The following is a 14,280-nucleotide window of genomic DNA, read 5'->3' on the forward strand; positions in this document are numbered from 1 at the left end:
TTTAAGTTCGTTTACTTAGTTTATTATAGAAATATTGTCCCTTCTTCTGTGTACGTCTGCCAAACTCAATAGCATGATGTGGGCAATGGTGATAACAAGAGAAACAGGTGAGGCATTTGCCATTATGCAGCCATTCAGGTTCGTAGCCTAAGCCACCTTTAATGTCATCAACAGGGCAGACGTTAGCACAGATACCGCACTTTACACATAGACGATGATCTACATGAAAGGGATGATCTGTGATAAGGAAGTGCTCAAAGAAACCTCCTACAGGACCAGAGAAGAACGAAGGAATAGGACCACGTTTCAGTTGTTGCCAACCCCAAATTTGTTGATTCTCCGCAAAAGGACGTTCTTTCAGAACCTTTGAGAATTCTTTTAACTGCGTTGAGGCAAGTGTCTTTTTTTCTAATTCTTTCTCTTTTGTATCCACATCCATGCCTGGTAAGCCAACGTAAGACTCAGGCATAATCAAAGAACATACCGCTTTAAGTGACAAGGCATCACCAACTGCAGAAGTCTCAAGCTGCTGTTGGAAGCGTTCTACGGCCTTGCCAATAGTATCTCCAGCTGTAACCAAACAAAAACAATAATGTTTTATGCGAGAAGCGTCTGCTTCTTCTGTCTTTATCGTTAATTTTGTTATGAAGTCTTTTACAATACTCGGTACTCTCCATCCGTGGATAGGAAAGATGAATCCGACGTGTTCATCTTTTTGCAATGTAAAAGAACAATCGCTGTTGATTACTTCTGGGATTGCAACAAGTGTGTCATCTGTATCTAAAGCCAATGTCTGTGCGGCCCATTTACTATTACCTGTACCAGAAAAGTAGAATATCATGTTGCAAAATTACTGATAATTTGCAAATCATGCAAGATATAGATGTGTAATGTAGTTGTTTTTCAGTTCTTTTTCTTACATTTGCAACATATACATGAAAACATTAATGCTGTGAAGAAGAAAATGGACTTGCTGATGTATCCCTCAGTAAAGTTGCTCTTTCCATTAGTTTTGGGAATTGTAGTTGGAGATGCATTAGGAGAGGTTGTTACGTCTATTCTGTGGTTGATAATGACAGTCATTGTGATTGCCATTAGTTTTGTTGTATGGAATCAAAAGTATCTTCAAAGTCTTTCACTACTCGTTGTAGTCTTTTTTGTTGGCGGTTCCCTTGTTTCAATGAAACGACAGACGATGCAAGTGCAATTACCTGAAAATAAAATAACCTTTCAGGCAGTTCTTCTTACGAACCCCGTTGTTCATGGTAAAGTCATCCAGACCGATTTGATGGTTATGAACAAAGACAACACGATGAAGGTTAGGGCTTCAATCCTACGTGATACAATAACAAACCGTTATCGAACGCTACATCTCGGCGATGGGATAGAAACCACGGCTTATCTTGAACAACCTATGAATTTCTCAGATGCTACGTTTGACTATGCGCGATGGTTAAGACTCCATGGTTATTCTGCAGAAACTTTTATCTTCTATAATCAATGGCAAAAAGCAAAAGTGAGTCTTCGTCGGATGAGTTTTCTTCAACGAACATCTTTAGTTGCAGCTAGTTATAGAGAGAAGTTGATGAAGGTGTTAGAAAGCAATCTTGATAGTACTCACTTGGCTATAGTGGCTGCAATGACATTAGGTGATAAGCACCTGATTAGTAGTGTTATAAAAGAAGATTATTCAATTACTGGTGCAAGTCATGTCTTGGCGTTGTCTGGCTTACATTTAACAATCTTGTCTGGCTTGCTCTTATACCTAATGAGTTGGTTTGAGCGCATACTGCCGCGAGTGTTTAAAAGAGGTTTGATAGAACTTATTATTCTACTGATTCTTTGGAGTTACGTTGTGTTAGTCGGTATGTCTCCTTCTGTCGTTCGTTCTGCTGTGATGTTGACTATCTATTCTTTTGTTACGCTTTTCAATAGGGAACGACTATCGGTGAATACATTAGCCTTAACCGCCATCATCATGCTTATCACTAATCCTTACAACCTCTTTGATATAGGTTTCCAGTTGTCATTTGTTTCCGTATGGGCAATTCTGTTATTCTATCCGCTCATCAATGAATTAATTCCTTTGAAACAAACGAAAATTCTTGTACCTTTCAGATGGTTATGGGGGATGACTGCTGTTTCTTTAGCTGCCCAATTGGGTACAGCTCCTTTAATAGCTTATTATTTCGGTCGAGTATCATTAGTCTTTGCGATTAGTAGTCTTGTTGCGATTCCAAGTACGATGCTAATAGTTTCAGCCTCATTGGGTATGCTACTTTTAAGTGCTTTTTCTTCTTTGTCGTTTTTGATTGGAAAGTTTATCCATATTGTTACAGGGCTTTTAAATGTTTCGTTACATTTCCTTGCAAGTATTCCTTGTGCGAGTATTGAGGATGTTCATGTAAGTATCTTTCAGCTTTTTATCTATTATCTAATGTTGTTAGCTGTTTGGGTATTATGGAGTTTTTTATCTGGGAGGATAGAGTTTAAGTAATTATTTGTATCTTTGCAGATAGTTATGCAACGATATTTTATCACCCTTTCATACGATGGTACAGCTTATCATGGCTGGCAGATACAACCAAATGGTATTTCTGTGCAGGAAGTGTTGGAGTATTCATTATCTACAATACTCAGAGAAACAATTGCTGTTACGGGTGCAGGACGTACTGATGCAGGTGTTCATGCCAGAATGATGGTTGCACATTTTGATACCGAAAAGGCATTTGATTGTGAACAGTTAGTGTATAAAGTGAACAGACTCTTGCCGCGGGATGTGTCAGTGATTAAGATAGAAGCTGTTAATTCAGATCTACACGCACGTTTTTCAGCGACTTCACGTAGCTACCATTATTATGTACATACGGGGAAACAGCCTTTCTCACGGCAGTATTCGTGTGCGCTTCATTATGGCTTAGACTTCGATAAAATGAATGAAGCTGCAGCTTATTTGATTGGTGAGAAGGACTTTAAGTGTTTCTGTAAGACAGGTGCAGATGTGAAGACAACCATTTGTAATCTAACAGAAGCACGCTGGATTCCAATTCACGATGAATTTGCCTTGACGACAGGAGATGAAGTTACAAATTGGTGTTTCGTTATAACAGCTAATCGCTTCTTACGCAATATGGTACGTGCGGTTGTTGGAACTTTAGTTGAAGTGGGTCGGGGTCGTTTGTCATTCGATGATTTCAAAAGGATTGTTGATGAGGGAACACGAAGCGATGCAGGTGAAAGTATGCCAGGTAATGCGCTGTTCCTTTGGGATATAAAGTATTAATAAAAAGATTATGTGGATTCTTTTGGCTTTTATCTCAGCAACGTTGTTGGGACTTTACGATACTTCAAAGAAGTTTTCACTTCGTGATAATGATGTCATTCCGGTACTCTTTCTCAACACCCTCTTTTGTTCGGCAATCTTTTTACCGTTAATAGTATTGTCACAATATACCCACATTCTCGATTCTAGTATCTTCCATGTTGGGACTGGTGGTTGGGAGATGCATCGTTGGATCATACTCAAAAGTGTCATCGTATTGCTTTCTTGGGTGTTCGGTTATTTTGCGATCGCCCATTTACCTTTGACAATAGTTGGTCCTATCAATGCCACGCGCCCCGTAATGACACTCGTTGGAGCAATGCTTATCTTTGGCGAACGATTGAATGTATGGCAATGGATAGGTGTTAGTTTGGCCATTGTGTCCTTGTTCCTATTGGCACGTAGTGGTAAGAAAGAAGGTATTGACTTTAAGCACAATCAGTGGATATTCTTCTTGGTGTTGGCAGCTGTGATGGGGACATGCAGCGGTTTGTTGGACAAATATTTGATGGCAAGTCCTGAAAATGGTGGAGTAGGGCTCGATCGTATGATGGCGCAAAGCTGGTATAACATCTATCAATGTATGATGATGGGTGTAGTTCTTCTTATCTATGTTTACGACCAACGAAAGAAGACAGGACAAAGAGCTCATTTTTCGTGGAAGTGATCTATCTTACTTATCTCGATATTTCTGTCTATGGCCGACTTTGCCTATTTCTATGCTCTGTCATTGCCAGGAGCAATGATATCAATTGTTTCGATGGTTCGTCGTGGATCGGTTCTCGTGTCATTCTTATGTGGGGCAGTACTCTTTAGAGAGAAGAATCTAAAGGCAAAAGCTATCGATTTATGTTTTGTACTTCTGGGAATGATCTTCCTATGGATAGGCTCACGTTAAGATGATGAGTTGCTCTTTAAGATTAAGAGTAAAAGTCTTTGGATATTGATAATTATTTGCTATATTTGCAACGATATTGGTTGACGCGCCATAGCGTTTAATATGAATAAGACAGCGCATTAACTCTTTGTGGAGTCTATGCCGTGAGTCTCTTAAAAGAAGATAATTACTATGCAGAATATTTTTCATGGATTAGGTATAGCATTGGTAACACCATTTAAGGAAGACTTCAGTATTGATTATGAAGCACTTATCAATTTGGTTAACTACCATTTGGACAATGGTGCTGATTTCTTCTGTATTCTTGCTACTACTAGTGAGTCACCTTGCCTATCACATGAAGAAAAGAATGAATTGACCACTGTTATCAAAAGAGTTGTTAATGGACGTGTTCCAATTCTGAAATATTGTGGCGGAAATAACACTGCAGCTGTTGTTGAAGAGATTAAGACAACTGATTGGAGTGGTATTGATGGTATTCTCAGTATTTGCCCTTATTATAATAAGCCTAGTCAGGAGGGGCTCTATCAGCATTTCAAGGCTATTGCAAAAGCAAGTCCACTACCTATTGTTTTGTACAACGTGCCTGGCCGTGTAGGTGTCAACATGACTGCTGAGACAACTGTTCGAATCGCCTCAGAGTTCCCAAACGTTGTTGCCATTAAAGAAGCTTCTGGTAGCTTGGAGCAGGTTGATGAGATTATCAAGAACAAGCCAAAGCACTTTGAGGTTATCAGTGGTGATGATGCTTTGACTTTCCCGATGATTGCTAGTGGTGCTGTAGGAGTTATCTCTGTTATTGGTAATGCGCTGCCTAAGGAGTTTTCACGTATGATTCGTTTGGAGTTTAGGGGTGAGTATGAGCCAGCGCGCAAGATACACCATAAGTTTACCGAACTTTATAAACTTCTCTTTGTTGATGGAAACCCTGCAGGCTGTAAAGCGCTTTTGAATGACATGGGTATGATTCAGAATGTTTTGCGTCTTCCTTTGGTTCCAACACGTATCGAAACAAAACAGAAGATGAATGAGATTCTCAAGGGAATGAGAATCTAAGAGGTTCTATAACGAATCGTGTGGGTTGTGTGTTGATATTCCACACGTGTGGTGCGGATGCTCAGCACATGTGGTGCGGGTGCTTAGCACATGTGGTGCGGATGGTATGCACAACATGTGCGAAGGATTAATACCATTGCTGTATATGGAAGGGTAGGATTTTAATGTGAGTTAAACGTATTAAAACTAAGGTCAATTTGGAGTTGTGTTTCGTTGGAGGCTATATTTTTGACAATATTTTTAGGTTCTATGACGAATTACCCACACGATTCGTTATAGAGCCATCTAAGAACATTGTCAGCCAGTTTTATTATATAAGAAATAGAACTGATTGTGACTTTGGTGTTTGGTGATAATGTAATCCTCTGTAATCTCCCCTTCTCAATGTGCAAGATTATAGAGATGATTTACCCTCTTACTTCAAATTCTAAATGCCCTTAAAGTTTCTATAAAGCCATCAGCTAACAGCATGCTATGGTATCGTTGCTCTTTGAGAGCATTGGTATCTCCATGATATGACGCTTACCTCTGTGTCTCAGTTTCTCTGTGTGCTTTTTAACTGTACCTATTTCTCTACCTTTTTCCTACTGAGCCTGTTTTAGGGCAGCTCTGGGTCTTCCTTCTAATTCTCTGAAAAGTAAAAGAGCACGATAGGAAACCTATCATGCTCTTTCTATTTCATGTATGAAATTTCTGTTTTATGCTTGATTTTTGGTTCATGCCTCACGGCAATCCCCAATCATCTTGCATCAATGTTACCCTTAATCAATTCTTTTTAATACCTTAACTAAACCTATTTATGTTATCTGAACAATCTCTTTTGTTCTACCTAAAAAAAATAACTAAAAACCTAAATCTATTACTACTAACCTAAACAATCTATTACTTGTCTTTTGACGATGCAAAGGTACGTATTGTTTGCGCACACACCAAATGTTTTAGGCATAATTTTACATGAAATTATGGTTTCTTGATTTGTATCAATTACAAATAGGATGGTTTGTTGAGTTTTACAACAGTGATGATTGTAACTCAATTTTGTCTTAGTTTGTTAGTTTAAGTATGTTCTTTGCAATGCTAGAACCTCTTTTCTAGTAAATCTTTATTTCAGTGATAACCATAGAACCAACAGCTGCATTAAGTTTTTTGACCAAGTCCGATTGCATCATGCAAAGGTTAGAACGCAGTGCTGGGTTTATTATTTTTACGAATAGCGTTTGATTTTTTATAAACTTCTCTTGAGTATAACGCGTTATCGTCTCTCCGGTGACGGTATCCCAGGCTGCAATGATACGTTTTTGCAATAGGGGGGATTCAAGTCCTTCCTGTCGCAAAAACTGATTGAGGAGATCGTCTAAAGGTTGTACTTTCCTTCTGAACATAATTTAGTCTTCTTTTTCATTGATTTCTCCGCCTTCAACAGAGAATAGTTTATAATCAAATCCACTACCTTGTAAAATCTTGTCTAAGTGGTCACGGTTGGTATCTGTAATGAAGATTTGTCCGAAGTCGTCACCCGAAACTAGGCGTACAATCTGTTCGACACGACTACTATCGAGTTTGTCAAAGATGTCGTCGAGCAAGAGTAGCGGTGTGTTGTTCCCTGCTGTACGTCTCAGGAAATCAAACTGAGCAAGTTTCAGTGCTAACACGTAGGTTTTGTTTTGTCCCTGACTTCCTTCTTTTTTCATAGGATACCCACCGAGTTTCATGACTAAGTCGTCCTTATGCGTACCATGAAGTGAAAACCCCATGATGCGATCTTTTGCCCGATCTCGCTGAATGACTTCTAATAAGTTGCCACGTTGACAATGCGAAATATATTCAAGTGATACCTGCTCGCGATTATTACAGATGGTCTGATAAATACGCTGAAAGACGGGAGTAAGCTCTTTCACAAAGGCAGCACGCTTCTTATAGACAGCTTCACCATGTTCTGCCATCTGCATCTCTAACAGCTCTAAGAGTGTTATATCAGGTTCCTCCTCTTGTTTCAGGAGGCTATTACGCTGTTGCAAAGCCTTGTTGTATCGACTGAGCGATTCTATATAAGGTGTGTCGTACTGTGAGATAACAACATCCATTAGCTTTCGCCGCTCCTCACTTCCTCCTTCAATAAGTGTTGCATCAGCTGGAGAAACAAAGATTAGCGGCACCATTCCGATATGTTGTGATAAGCGTTTATATTCTTTCTTATTGCGTTTAAAATGCTTCTTTGTTCCACGTTTCATTCCGCAATAGACCTGCTCACGCTCACCAGCATCCGTGCTATAGTCTCCTTCTAGGACAAAGTAGTCAGCATCATGGCGCATGACTTCAGAGTCTTTTGGATTAAAAGCACTCTTACAGAAGGAAAGGTAATAAACTGCATCCAGCAGATTGGTCTTTCCCTCACCATTATGTCCAATAAAACAATTAAGTTTAGCCGACAAGTCTAATGTTGCCGCCTGAATATTCTTATAGTTTATAATGGAAAGTTTTTCTAATTGCATTGTCTTATATTTTTGCTTTGAATGAAAGGGAAATGAATGCTAACTATTCCTTCTTATGTGTTATAAAACTAAGAAAGACAATCCTCCCTTATCCTTAGAGAATAAAATATTCAATTAATCCAGAGCTTCTTTAAATTCAATATTATCCTTCTCATTCTTTGCAAAGTTAACTCATTTCCATTCAATAAAAGAAAAAAGTCGTTGATAAATTTCAATATATGCGACTTTTTGATTAATTTTGTCCCGCTATTATGCACCCCTTATAGATTAGAATAAAATAAAAAACATCATAACTTAAAATGGTAAACAACAAAGAACAGGGTACATTCGACGATACCCTTAACAAATCAGAGGTTGCGTTCTTGAAGTACAAGAAGCCTATTCTTATCGCCGTCGTTGCTATCATAGTAGCTGTAGCTGGTTTTTTCCTTTACAAAAACTACATCTCTGGTCCTCGTGAGGCTGAGGCTAGTACAGAGTTGGCTAAGAGCCAGACACTCTTCAATAATCAGCAGTATGATCAGGCACTCGCTGGCTTCCAAAAAGTGCAGAGTGATTACAGTAACACAGATGCAGGTAACCTCGCAAACCTTTACGTAGCTCTTTGCTATGCTCATCAGGCTAAGCCAAATTGGACAAAGGCTTTGGAGAATGCAGAGAAGTTCAGTACATCTGATGACGAAATGATTAGTCCAGCATCTCAGATGGCACTTGGTGACATCTACGCTAACAATAACCAGAACGATAAGGCGGTTGAATACTTCAAGAAGGCTGCTAAGATGGCTAACGCTGAGGCTGCAGACAATACAAACCTGAGCATAGCTCCTTTAGCATTACGTAAGGCTGGTATCCTCCTCGAGAGCGAAGGCAAGAAGGCTGATGCACTTGTGATCTACAAGGATATCAAGAAGACATATGTCAACTCTCCTGTCTATCAGGACATTGACAAGTACATTGAGCGTGCTTCTAATTAAGCAACCATGGCAACAGAACTTCATCATTTATCCGACTATGATGTACAGAGCGTACCAGACGCAAGTAACATGTGTTTTGGTATTGTTGTAGCTGAGTGGAATTCGGAGATTACTGGTGCTTTACTTGATGGTGCTGTAAAAACCCTCGAGAAGCATGGTGCTATCCCAGAGAATATTCATATCAAGACTGTTCCTGGTAGCTTTGAACTCATTTATGGTGCACAGATGATGACCAAGAACGATGGTTTTGATGCCGTTATCATTCTTGGAAGTGTCATCCGTGGTGAAACTCCTCATTTCGACTATATCTGTGAGGGTGTTACCTATGGAATTGCTCGTCTCAACGCATCGCAGAATATTCCTGTTATCTATGGTCTTCTCACAACAGACGACCTCCAGCAGGCTAAAGATCGTAGCGGTGGCCGACTTGGAAACAAGGGCGATGAGTGTGCTATAGATGCTATTAAGATGGCTAAATTCTAAAGCGATCTCATTAAATAAAATCAAAAAAGGCAGTAGTAATGGTTTACCATCTACTGCCTTTTTTTGGCTCTGTAGGAAAGGTTTGGTGATGGGTGATGTTTGTTGGGTGATAATGGTTACCTCTGCTGCAAACTTAGAGTTCCCTGCTAAAACCTAGAGTACTCTTCTTTTCTTTGTGTTAGATAATCTATCGAGAGACTTACTTTCATCATTTTTTATATCGGAAGAACAAAAAGCCTATACCACTTATCCTACTGCGTTAGATTATGTAATCGATAAACTCAATTTGCTGTCATTTCTGTCATTGTTATTGGGTGTATAACTCGTTATATTATAGTAGGATACATGAAATGTTAAAAATGATAGCAACCTAAAATAAAAGTATTGTTTGTTTAATACGATAATTTTTGGCTCTACAATGATTCATGTGAGTAATTCGTCATAGAGCCTAAAATATTGTCAAAAAGCATAGTCTCCAACTAAACACAACTCTAGATTGACCTTAGTTTTAATACGCTTAACACACATTAAATCTCGATCTTTCCATATACAACAATGGTGTTACCCCTTCGCACATGTTGTGCATACCATCCGCACCATAAGTGTTAAGCATCAACACCACACGTGCTAAGCACCAACACCACACGTGTGGAATATCAACACACAACCCACAACCCATACACTGCGTTATAGAGACAAATAATTCTTATTTGCGAACTCTTGTTATTCCAAAGTTTGGAACGATAATTCTCTACCGAGTCACAAGTACTTTTATAGGATTTTCATCTGTAAACTTATGTCCGAACAGTAGACTAACTTTTTCAGTCGAAATACTTGAAAGCTTAACAAGAACTATTCTCTTTTTATTCGTACTGCATTGATTTAGCCGGATGGATATGGCTAATAAGATAGCTTGGTGCAATCAATACAATAACACAAACTAACATAGTGGCAATGTTCAATGCTAAGATAAGTGGGAGGTTTAGTTCTACAGGAACTGTGCTGACATAGTAAGTCTGTGGGTCAAGCTTTATTAATCCGGTCCATTTCTGTAAACAGACAATTCCCAGTCCTATGATATTACCTATAAGCAGACCTCTAGCTATTATAAAACTGGCAAACCAAAGGAAGATGTGACGTATCTGACGATTGCGAGAGCCAAGTGCCTTCAAGATACCAATCATTTGTGTACGTTCAAGAATGATAATCAATAAGCCTGATATCATTGTTACTCCCGCAACAGAAATCATCAATGCAAGGATAATCCATACGTTCATATCCATCAAGTCGAGCCAAGAGAATATCTGTGGGTTTTGCTCTATGATGTTCTCTGCAGAGTAAGTTTCACCATAATGGTCAACCGTATTTTTTACCTTCTTTAGGACACGTAGCGTAACCGCATCTAACTGTGAAAAGTCATTGACTTCTAATTCTACGCCACTGCATTGGTCAGGTTCCCAACCATTTAGTTTGTTTGTTGTGTACAAATCGGTGAAACACATTTGAGAATCAAACTGCTTCATGTTTGTGGCATAGATGCCAGCAATCGTAAATTTACGTGTACGAACACCCTGAGTGTTGATAAAATAAGCAAAGATACGTTGGCCTACCTTTAGATTGAGTTTGTCAGCTATCGTTTTAGAAATAACTAGTTTTTGCTGATTTTCTGTATTGGAGAAGCGAGGTAGGCTACCTTCTATCATGTTGTCATGAATGAAGGTTGAGTCAAAGTCTGTCCCAACTCCTTTCAGCATAACACCTAGAAAGTCATTATCAGTCTTCAAGATACCTTGTGTATATGCATATCGTTCTGTGTGTTTTACGCCAGGGACCGCCTTCAGCACCTTTATCAGTGAATCATTTACTGCTATAGGATATTGCTCAGAACTCTGAAGTGTAAGGAAATTGGCAACCGTTATATTACTTCCAAACCCTACCATCTTATCACGGATGGAATGTTTAAAGCCTAATACAACGCAGACTGACACAATCATCACAGCCAAACCTATTGCAACACCAACTGTTGCAATGGTGATAGCGGGTTTTGACACTTTTCGAGTTTTGTCTCCTCCGTTATGTATCTTACGAGCAATGAAAAGTGGGTAGTTCATTGGTTTAATTTATAATTCAAAATTCAGAATTCATAATTATGATTACCATCATTCGGTAGGACTGAAGTCTTTCCTTATATCCAAATTACATATCTAAGTACTTATACCTTATCTATAATTTTATACTTATCTCTTTGTTTGAAAACGCTACCAATTAAGTTTGAGTATTGTTATAGGCAACAAATATCAGTTATTATAATTCTGAATTCTATGTTCTGAATTATGGAATTATAAATACCTTTATTCTTCTTCAATACGTCCAGGATAAGCCTCTAAAGCCTTCTGAAGTACTATCAACGCACGTTGTAAATCTTCACGTTTCAGTACGTAGGCAATGCGTACTTGATTACGACCTGCATCTGGTGTGGTGTAAAAACCACTTGCTGGTGCCATCATTACGGTCTCACCTTCATAGCTAAACTCCTCCAAACACCAACGACAGAATTTATCCGAATCGTCAACAGGAAGTTTTGCTACAGTATAGAAGGCTCCCATTGGGATAGGAGAGTAAACGCCAGGAATACGATTGAGCCCGTCAATAAGACATTTACGGCGTTCCACATACTCATCATAGACACTACGATAGTAAGAAGCAGGCGCATCAAGACTTGCCTCAGCAACAATCTGACCAATCAGTGGAGGAGAGAGGCGTGCTTGACAGAACTTCATTACCGCTTTACGTATCTCTTGGTTCTTCGTAATCAGCGCACCAATACGAATACCACACTCACTATAACGTTTTGATACAGAGTCGATGAGTATGGTATTGTTCTCAATTCCCTGCAAGTGCATTGCAGAGATGTAAGGTGAACCAGTATAGATATACTCACGATAAACTTCGTCCGAGAAGAGATAGAGATCATATTTCTTTACGAGATCACGGATTTGATTCATCTCTCTTCTTGTGTACAGATAACCCGTAGGATTGTTCGGATTACATATCAAGATGGCACGTGTCTTCTCGTTGATAAGCTCTTCAAACTTTTCAACCTTAGGCAAGGCAAATCCTTCTTCAATGGATGTTGCTATCGTCTTTATCTTTGCACCTGCAGATATGGCAAAAGCCATGTAGTTGGCGTAGGCAGGTTCAGGGACTATAATCTCATCTCCTGGATTTAGACAAGCCATGAACGAATACAGTACAGCTTCAGAACCACCAGCGGTAATGATTATTTCATCAGGAGATACCTTTATATTGAACTTCTCATAAAAAGTACAGAGTTTTTCTCTATAAGAAAGATATCCTTGAGAAGGTGAATATTCTAAAACTTTACGATCAATCTTCTTCAGAGCATCTAATCCGCATTGCGGTGTGGGGAGATCAGGTTGACCAATATTCAAATGATAAACTTTTATACCACGATTCTTTGCTGCAACGGCAAGTGGAGCCAATTTTCTAATAGGTGACTCCGGCATTTCAAGTCCTCGAACTGATATTTCTGGCATAATAATTTTGTTTATTCTCTCAATAATGGAGAGAGCAGAAAGTTCTGCTCTTATGTTCTATCTACAATGTTGCAAAGATAGACATTTTTTTTATTTTAACCGCACTTTTGTCAGATTAACGCAGATTTTTTACTACTTTTGCACATATAAAAAACTGCCTAAAGCTCTTTGGTTTGTCTTTATCTGATAGCTGAAAAGCAAGGCTAAAAAACATAAAGATTAATTATGAGAACTAGAACAAGCACTTGGTTTGAAACACGAGTTAGATATGACAAAACCATGGAGGATGGTCAGAATAAGAAGGTCATTGAGCAGTATGTGGTTGATGCCTTGAGTTTCTCTGAAGCTGAGGAGTTCATCACGGAGGAGATGTCACATTATGTTAGTGGTGAGTTTGATGTAAAAGCGATATCGCCAGCTACATATGGTGAGATATTCTTTAGTGATATTGATACTGATGACAAGTGGTTCAAAGCAAAGCTTGCCTTTATTACTTTAGACGAAAAAACAGAAAAGGAAAAGCGTACTTCTGTAACTTATCTTGTTCAGGCGCATTCTGTAAGTGGTGCCGTCAAGCATGTTGATGAGGTGATGGGCTCAACAATGATAGATTATGAGATCGTTGCCATTACTGAAACAAAGATTATGGATGTCTTTGAGCATCGTGCTGGGAAGAAGAACGATAAACCAGAGTTCGAGAAATAATTTAAATCACGCATATAAACGGAACTTGCAGTTATGTACGATGTAGCAAAAAATTTACACGAGGTGCTTAGGAATCTTCCTGATGGTGTGAAGTTGGTTGCCATCAGTAAGTTTCACCCGAACGAATACTTAGAGGCAGCTTATCGAGAAGGGCAGCGTATCTTTGGCGAAAGTCAGGTACAGGAACTTTCTGGTAAGGTTGAGACACTTCCTAAAGATATTGAGTGGCACTTTATTGGTCATCTTCAGACCAATAAAGTGAAGTATATTGCACCTTATATCTCGATGATTGAAGCAGTTGACTCTTTGAAGCTATTGAAAGAGATTAATAAGCAAGCTGCTAAGTACAATCGAGTTATCAATGTTCTTCTTGAACTTCATATAGCTAAAGAAGAGACAAAATATGGGTTTTCCCCAGATGCTTGTCGTGAGTTCTTAGAGAATGGAGAATGGCGGGAGCTTAAGAATGTACACATCTCAGGCTTGATGATGATGGCATCAAATGTAGATGATCGTAGTCAGATAAAACAAGAGATGACGTTGGCAGCCAATCTCTTCGATGAACTGAAAGCTAAGTATTTTGCTAACGACCCTGAATTCAAAGAGCGGTCATGGGGTATGAGTCATGATTATGACATCGCTGTAGAGTGTCGTTCAACGATGGTTCGCGTGGGTACAACTATCTTTGGTCCACGTGTATATTAGGGAATTTCAGTTAATTCACTCCTGAACCTGCCAAGAGCATTCAAAAACTGGATTCTTTTTCTTGGAAAAGTTCCTAGAAAAAGAATTT

General features: G+C 39.0%; 12 protein-coding genes and 1 pseudogene. 8 read left to right on the plus strand and 5 right to left on the minus strand.

The genetic code is table 11. The annotated features are described in order from the left end of the window. Nucleotide 1: 1 nt before the first annotated feature. The gene (locus tag J4856_RS01320) at nucleotides 2-841 is read right to left on the minus strand and encodes an EFR1 family ferrodoxin (protein WP_025839487.1); all 840 of its coding nucleotides are present in this window, start codon (nucleotides 839-841) and stop codon (nucleotides 2-4) included. 111 nt (nucleotides 842-952) lie between these two features. Here J4856_RS01320 and J4856_RS01325 point away from each other — a divergent pair, with 111 nt between their 5' ends. From J4856_RS01325 to dapA, 4 genes and pseudogenes are all read left to right on the plus strand, one after another. Next, nucleotides 953-2,497, plus strand: coding sequence for a ComEC/Rec2 family competence protein (locus J4856_RS01325; protein ID WP_025839488.1), 1,545 nt, complete (start codon nucleotides 953-955; stop codon nucleotides 2,495-2,497). A gap of 24 nt (nucleotides 2,498-2,521) precedes the next feature. Next, the gene (truA, locus tag J4856_RS01330) at nucleotides 2,522-3,283 is read left to right on the plus strand and encodes a tRNA pseudouridine(38-40) synthase TruA (protein ID WP_025839490.1); all 762 of its coding nucleotides are present in this window, start codon (nucleotides 2,522-2,524) and stop codon (nucleotides 3,281-3,283) included. A 10-nt stretch (nucleotides 3,284-3,293) separates the two neighbouring features. Then, nucleotides 3,294-4,220: pseudogene (locus tag J4856_RS01335) on the plus strand (EamA family transporter). A gap of 171 nt (nucleotides 4,221-4,391) precedes the next feature. Beyond that, nucleotides 4,392-5,276 carry a 4-hydroxy-tetrahydrodipicolinate synthase gene (gene dapA / locus J4856_RS01340; RefSeq protein ID WP_025839492.1) on the plus strand — a complete coding sequence of 295 codons (885 nt, stop codon included), beginning with the start codon at nucleotides 4,392-4,394 and terminating at the stop codon, nucleotides 5,274-5,276. Between the two features lie 1,091 nt (nucleotides 5,277-6,367). On the opposite strand, the gene J4856_RS01345 is transcribed toward dapA, so the two are convergent. Then, nucleotides 6,368-6,658 (minus strand): DciA family protein, encoded by a 291-nt coding sequence (locus J4856_RS01345; protein WP_025839494.1) that lies wholly within the window; start codon nucleotides 6,656-6,658, stop codon nucleotides 6,368-6,370. A gap of 3 nt (nucleotides 6,659-6,661) precedes the next feature. Next, entirely contained in the window at nucleotides 6,662-7,768 is a 1,107-nt protein-coding gene (gene recF / locus J4856_RS01350; RefSeq protein WP_025839496.1) for a DNA replication/repair protein RecF, read from the minus strand. Nucleotides 7,769-8,067: 299 nt separating this feature from the next. On the opposite strand from recF, the gene J4856_RS01355 reads away from it, so the two are divergent. Further along, a complete protein-coding gene (locus tag J4856_RS01355) occupies nucleotides 8,068-8,742 on the plus strand; it encodes a tetratricopeptide repeat protein (RefSeq protein WP_025839498.1) in 675 nt (224 codons plus the stop codon). Between the two features lie 6 nt (nucleotides 8,743-8,748). After that, nucleotides 8,749-9,225, plus strand: coding sequence for a 6,7-dimethyl-8-ribityllumazine synthase (gene ribH, locus J4856_RS01360; RefSeq protein WP_025839500.1), 477 nt, complete (start codon nucleotides 8,749-8,751; stop codon nucleotides 9,223-9,225). Between the two features lie 863 nt (nucleotides 9,226-10,088). Here the strand turns inward: ribH and J4856_RS01365 are convergent. Both J4856_RS01365 and J4856_RS01370 read right to left on the minus strand, forming a co-directional pair. Then, on the minus strand, nucleotides 10,089-11,336 hold the full coding sequence (locus tag J4856_RS01365) for an ABC transporter permease (RefSeq protein WP_025839503.1): 1,248 nt from the start codon (nucleotides 11,334-11,336) through the stop codon (nucleotides 10,089-10,091). Between the two features lie 240 nt (nucleotides 11,337-11,576). Further along, nucleotides 11,577-12,782: a pyridoxal phosphate-dependent aminotransferase gene (locus J4856_RS01370; protein ID WP_025839506.1), complete on the minus strand. Its 1,206-nt coding sequence runs from the start codon at nucleotides 12,780-12,782 to the stop codon at nucleotides 11,577-11,579. Nucleotides 12,783-13,007: 225 nt separating this feature from the next. Between J4856_RS01370 and J4856_RS01375 the strand changes: the two genes are divergently transcribed. Next, on the plus strand, nucleotides 13,008-13,487 hold the full coding sequence (locus tag J4856_RS01375) for a DUF4494 domain-containing protein (protein ID WP_025839507.1): 480 nt from the start codon (nucleotides 13,008-13,010) through the stop codon (nucleotides 13,485-13,487). 33 nt (nucleotides 13,488-13,520) lie between these two features. Continuing rightward, complete coding sequence (locus J4856_RS01380) at nucleotides 13,521-14,192, plus strand: YggS family pyridoxal phosphate-dependent enzyme (RefSeq protein ID WP_025839508.1); 672 nt, start codon at nucleotides 13,521-13,523, stop codon at nucleotides 14,190-14,192. The last annotated feature ends 88 nt before the right edge of the window (nucleotides 14,193-14,280 follow it).

Origin of the sequence: Prevotella scopos JCM 17725 (genome assembly GCF_018127785.1) — a bacterium.
Taxonomy (GTDB): Bacteria; Bacteroidota; Bacteroidia; order Bacteroidales; family Bacteroidaceae; genus Prevotella; species Prevotella scopos.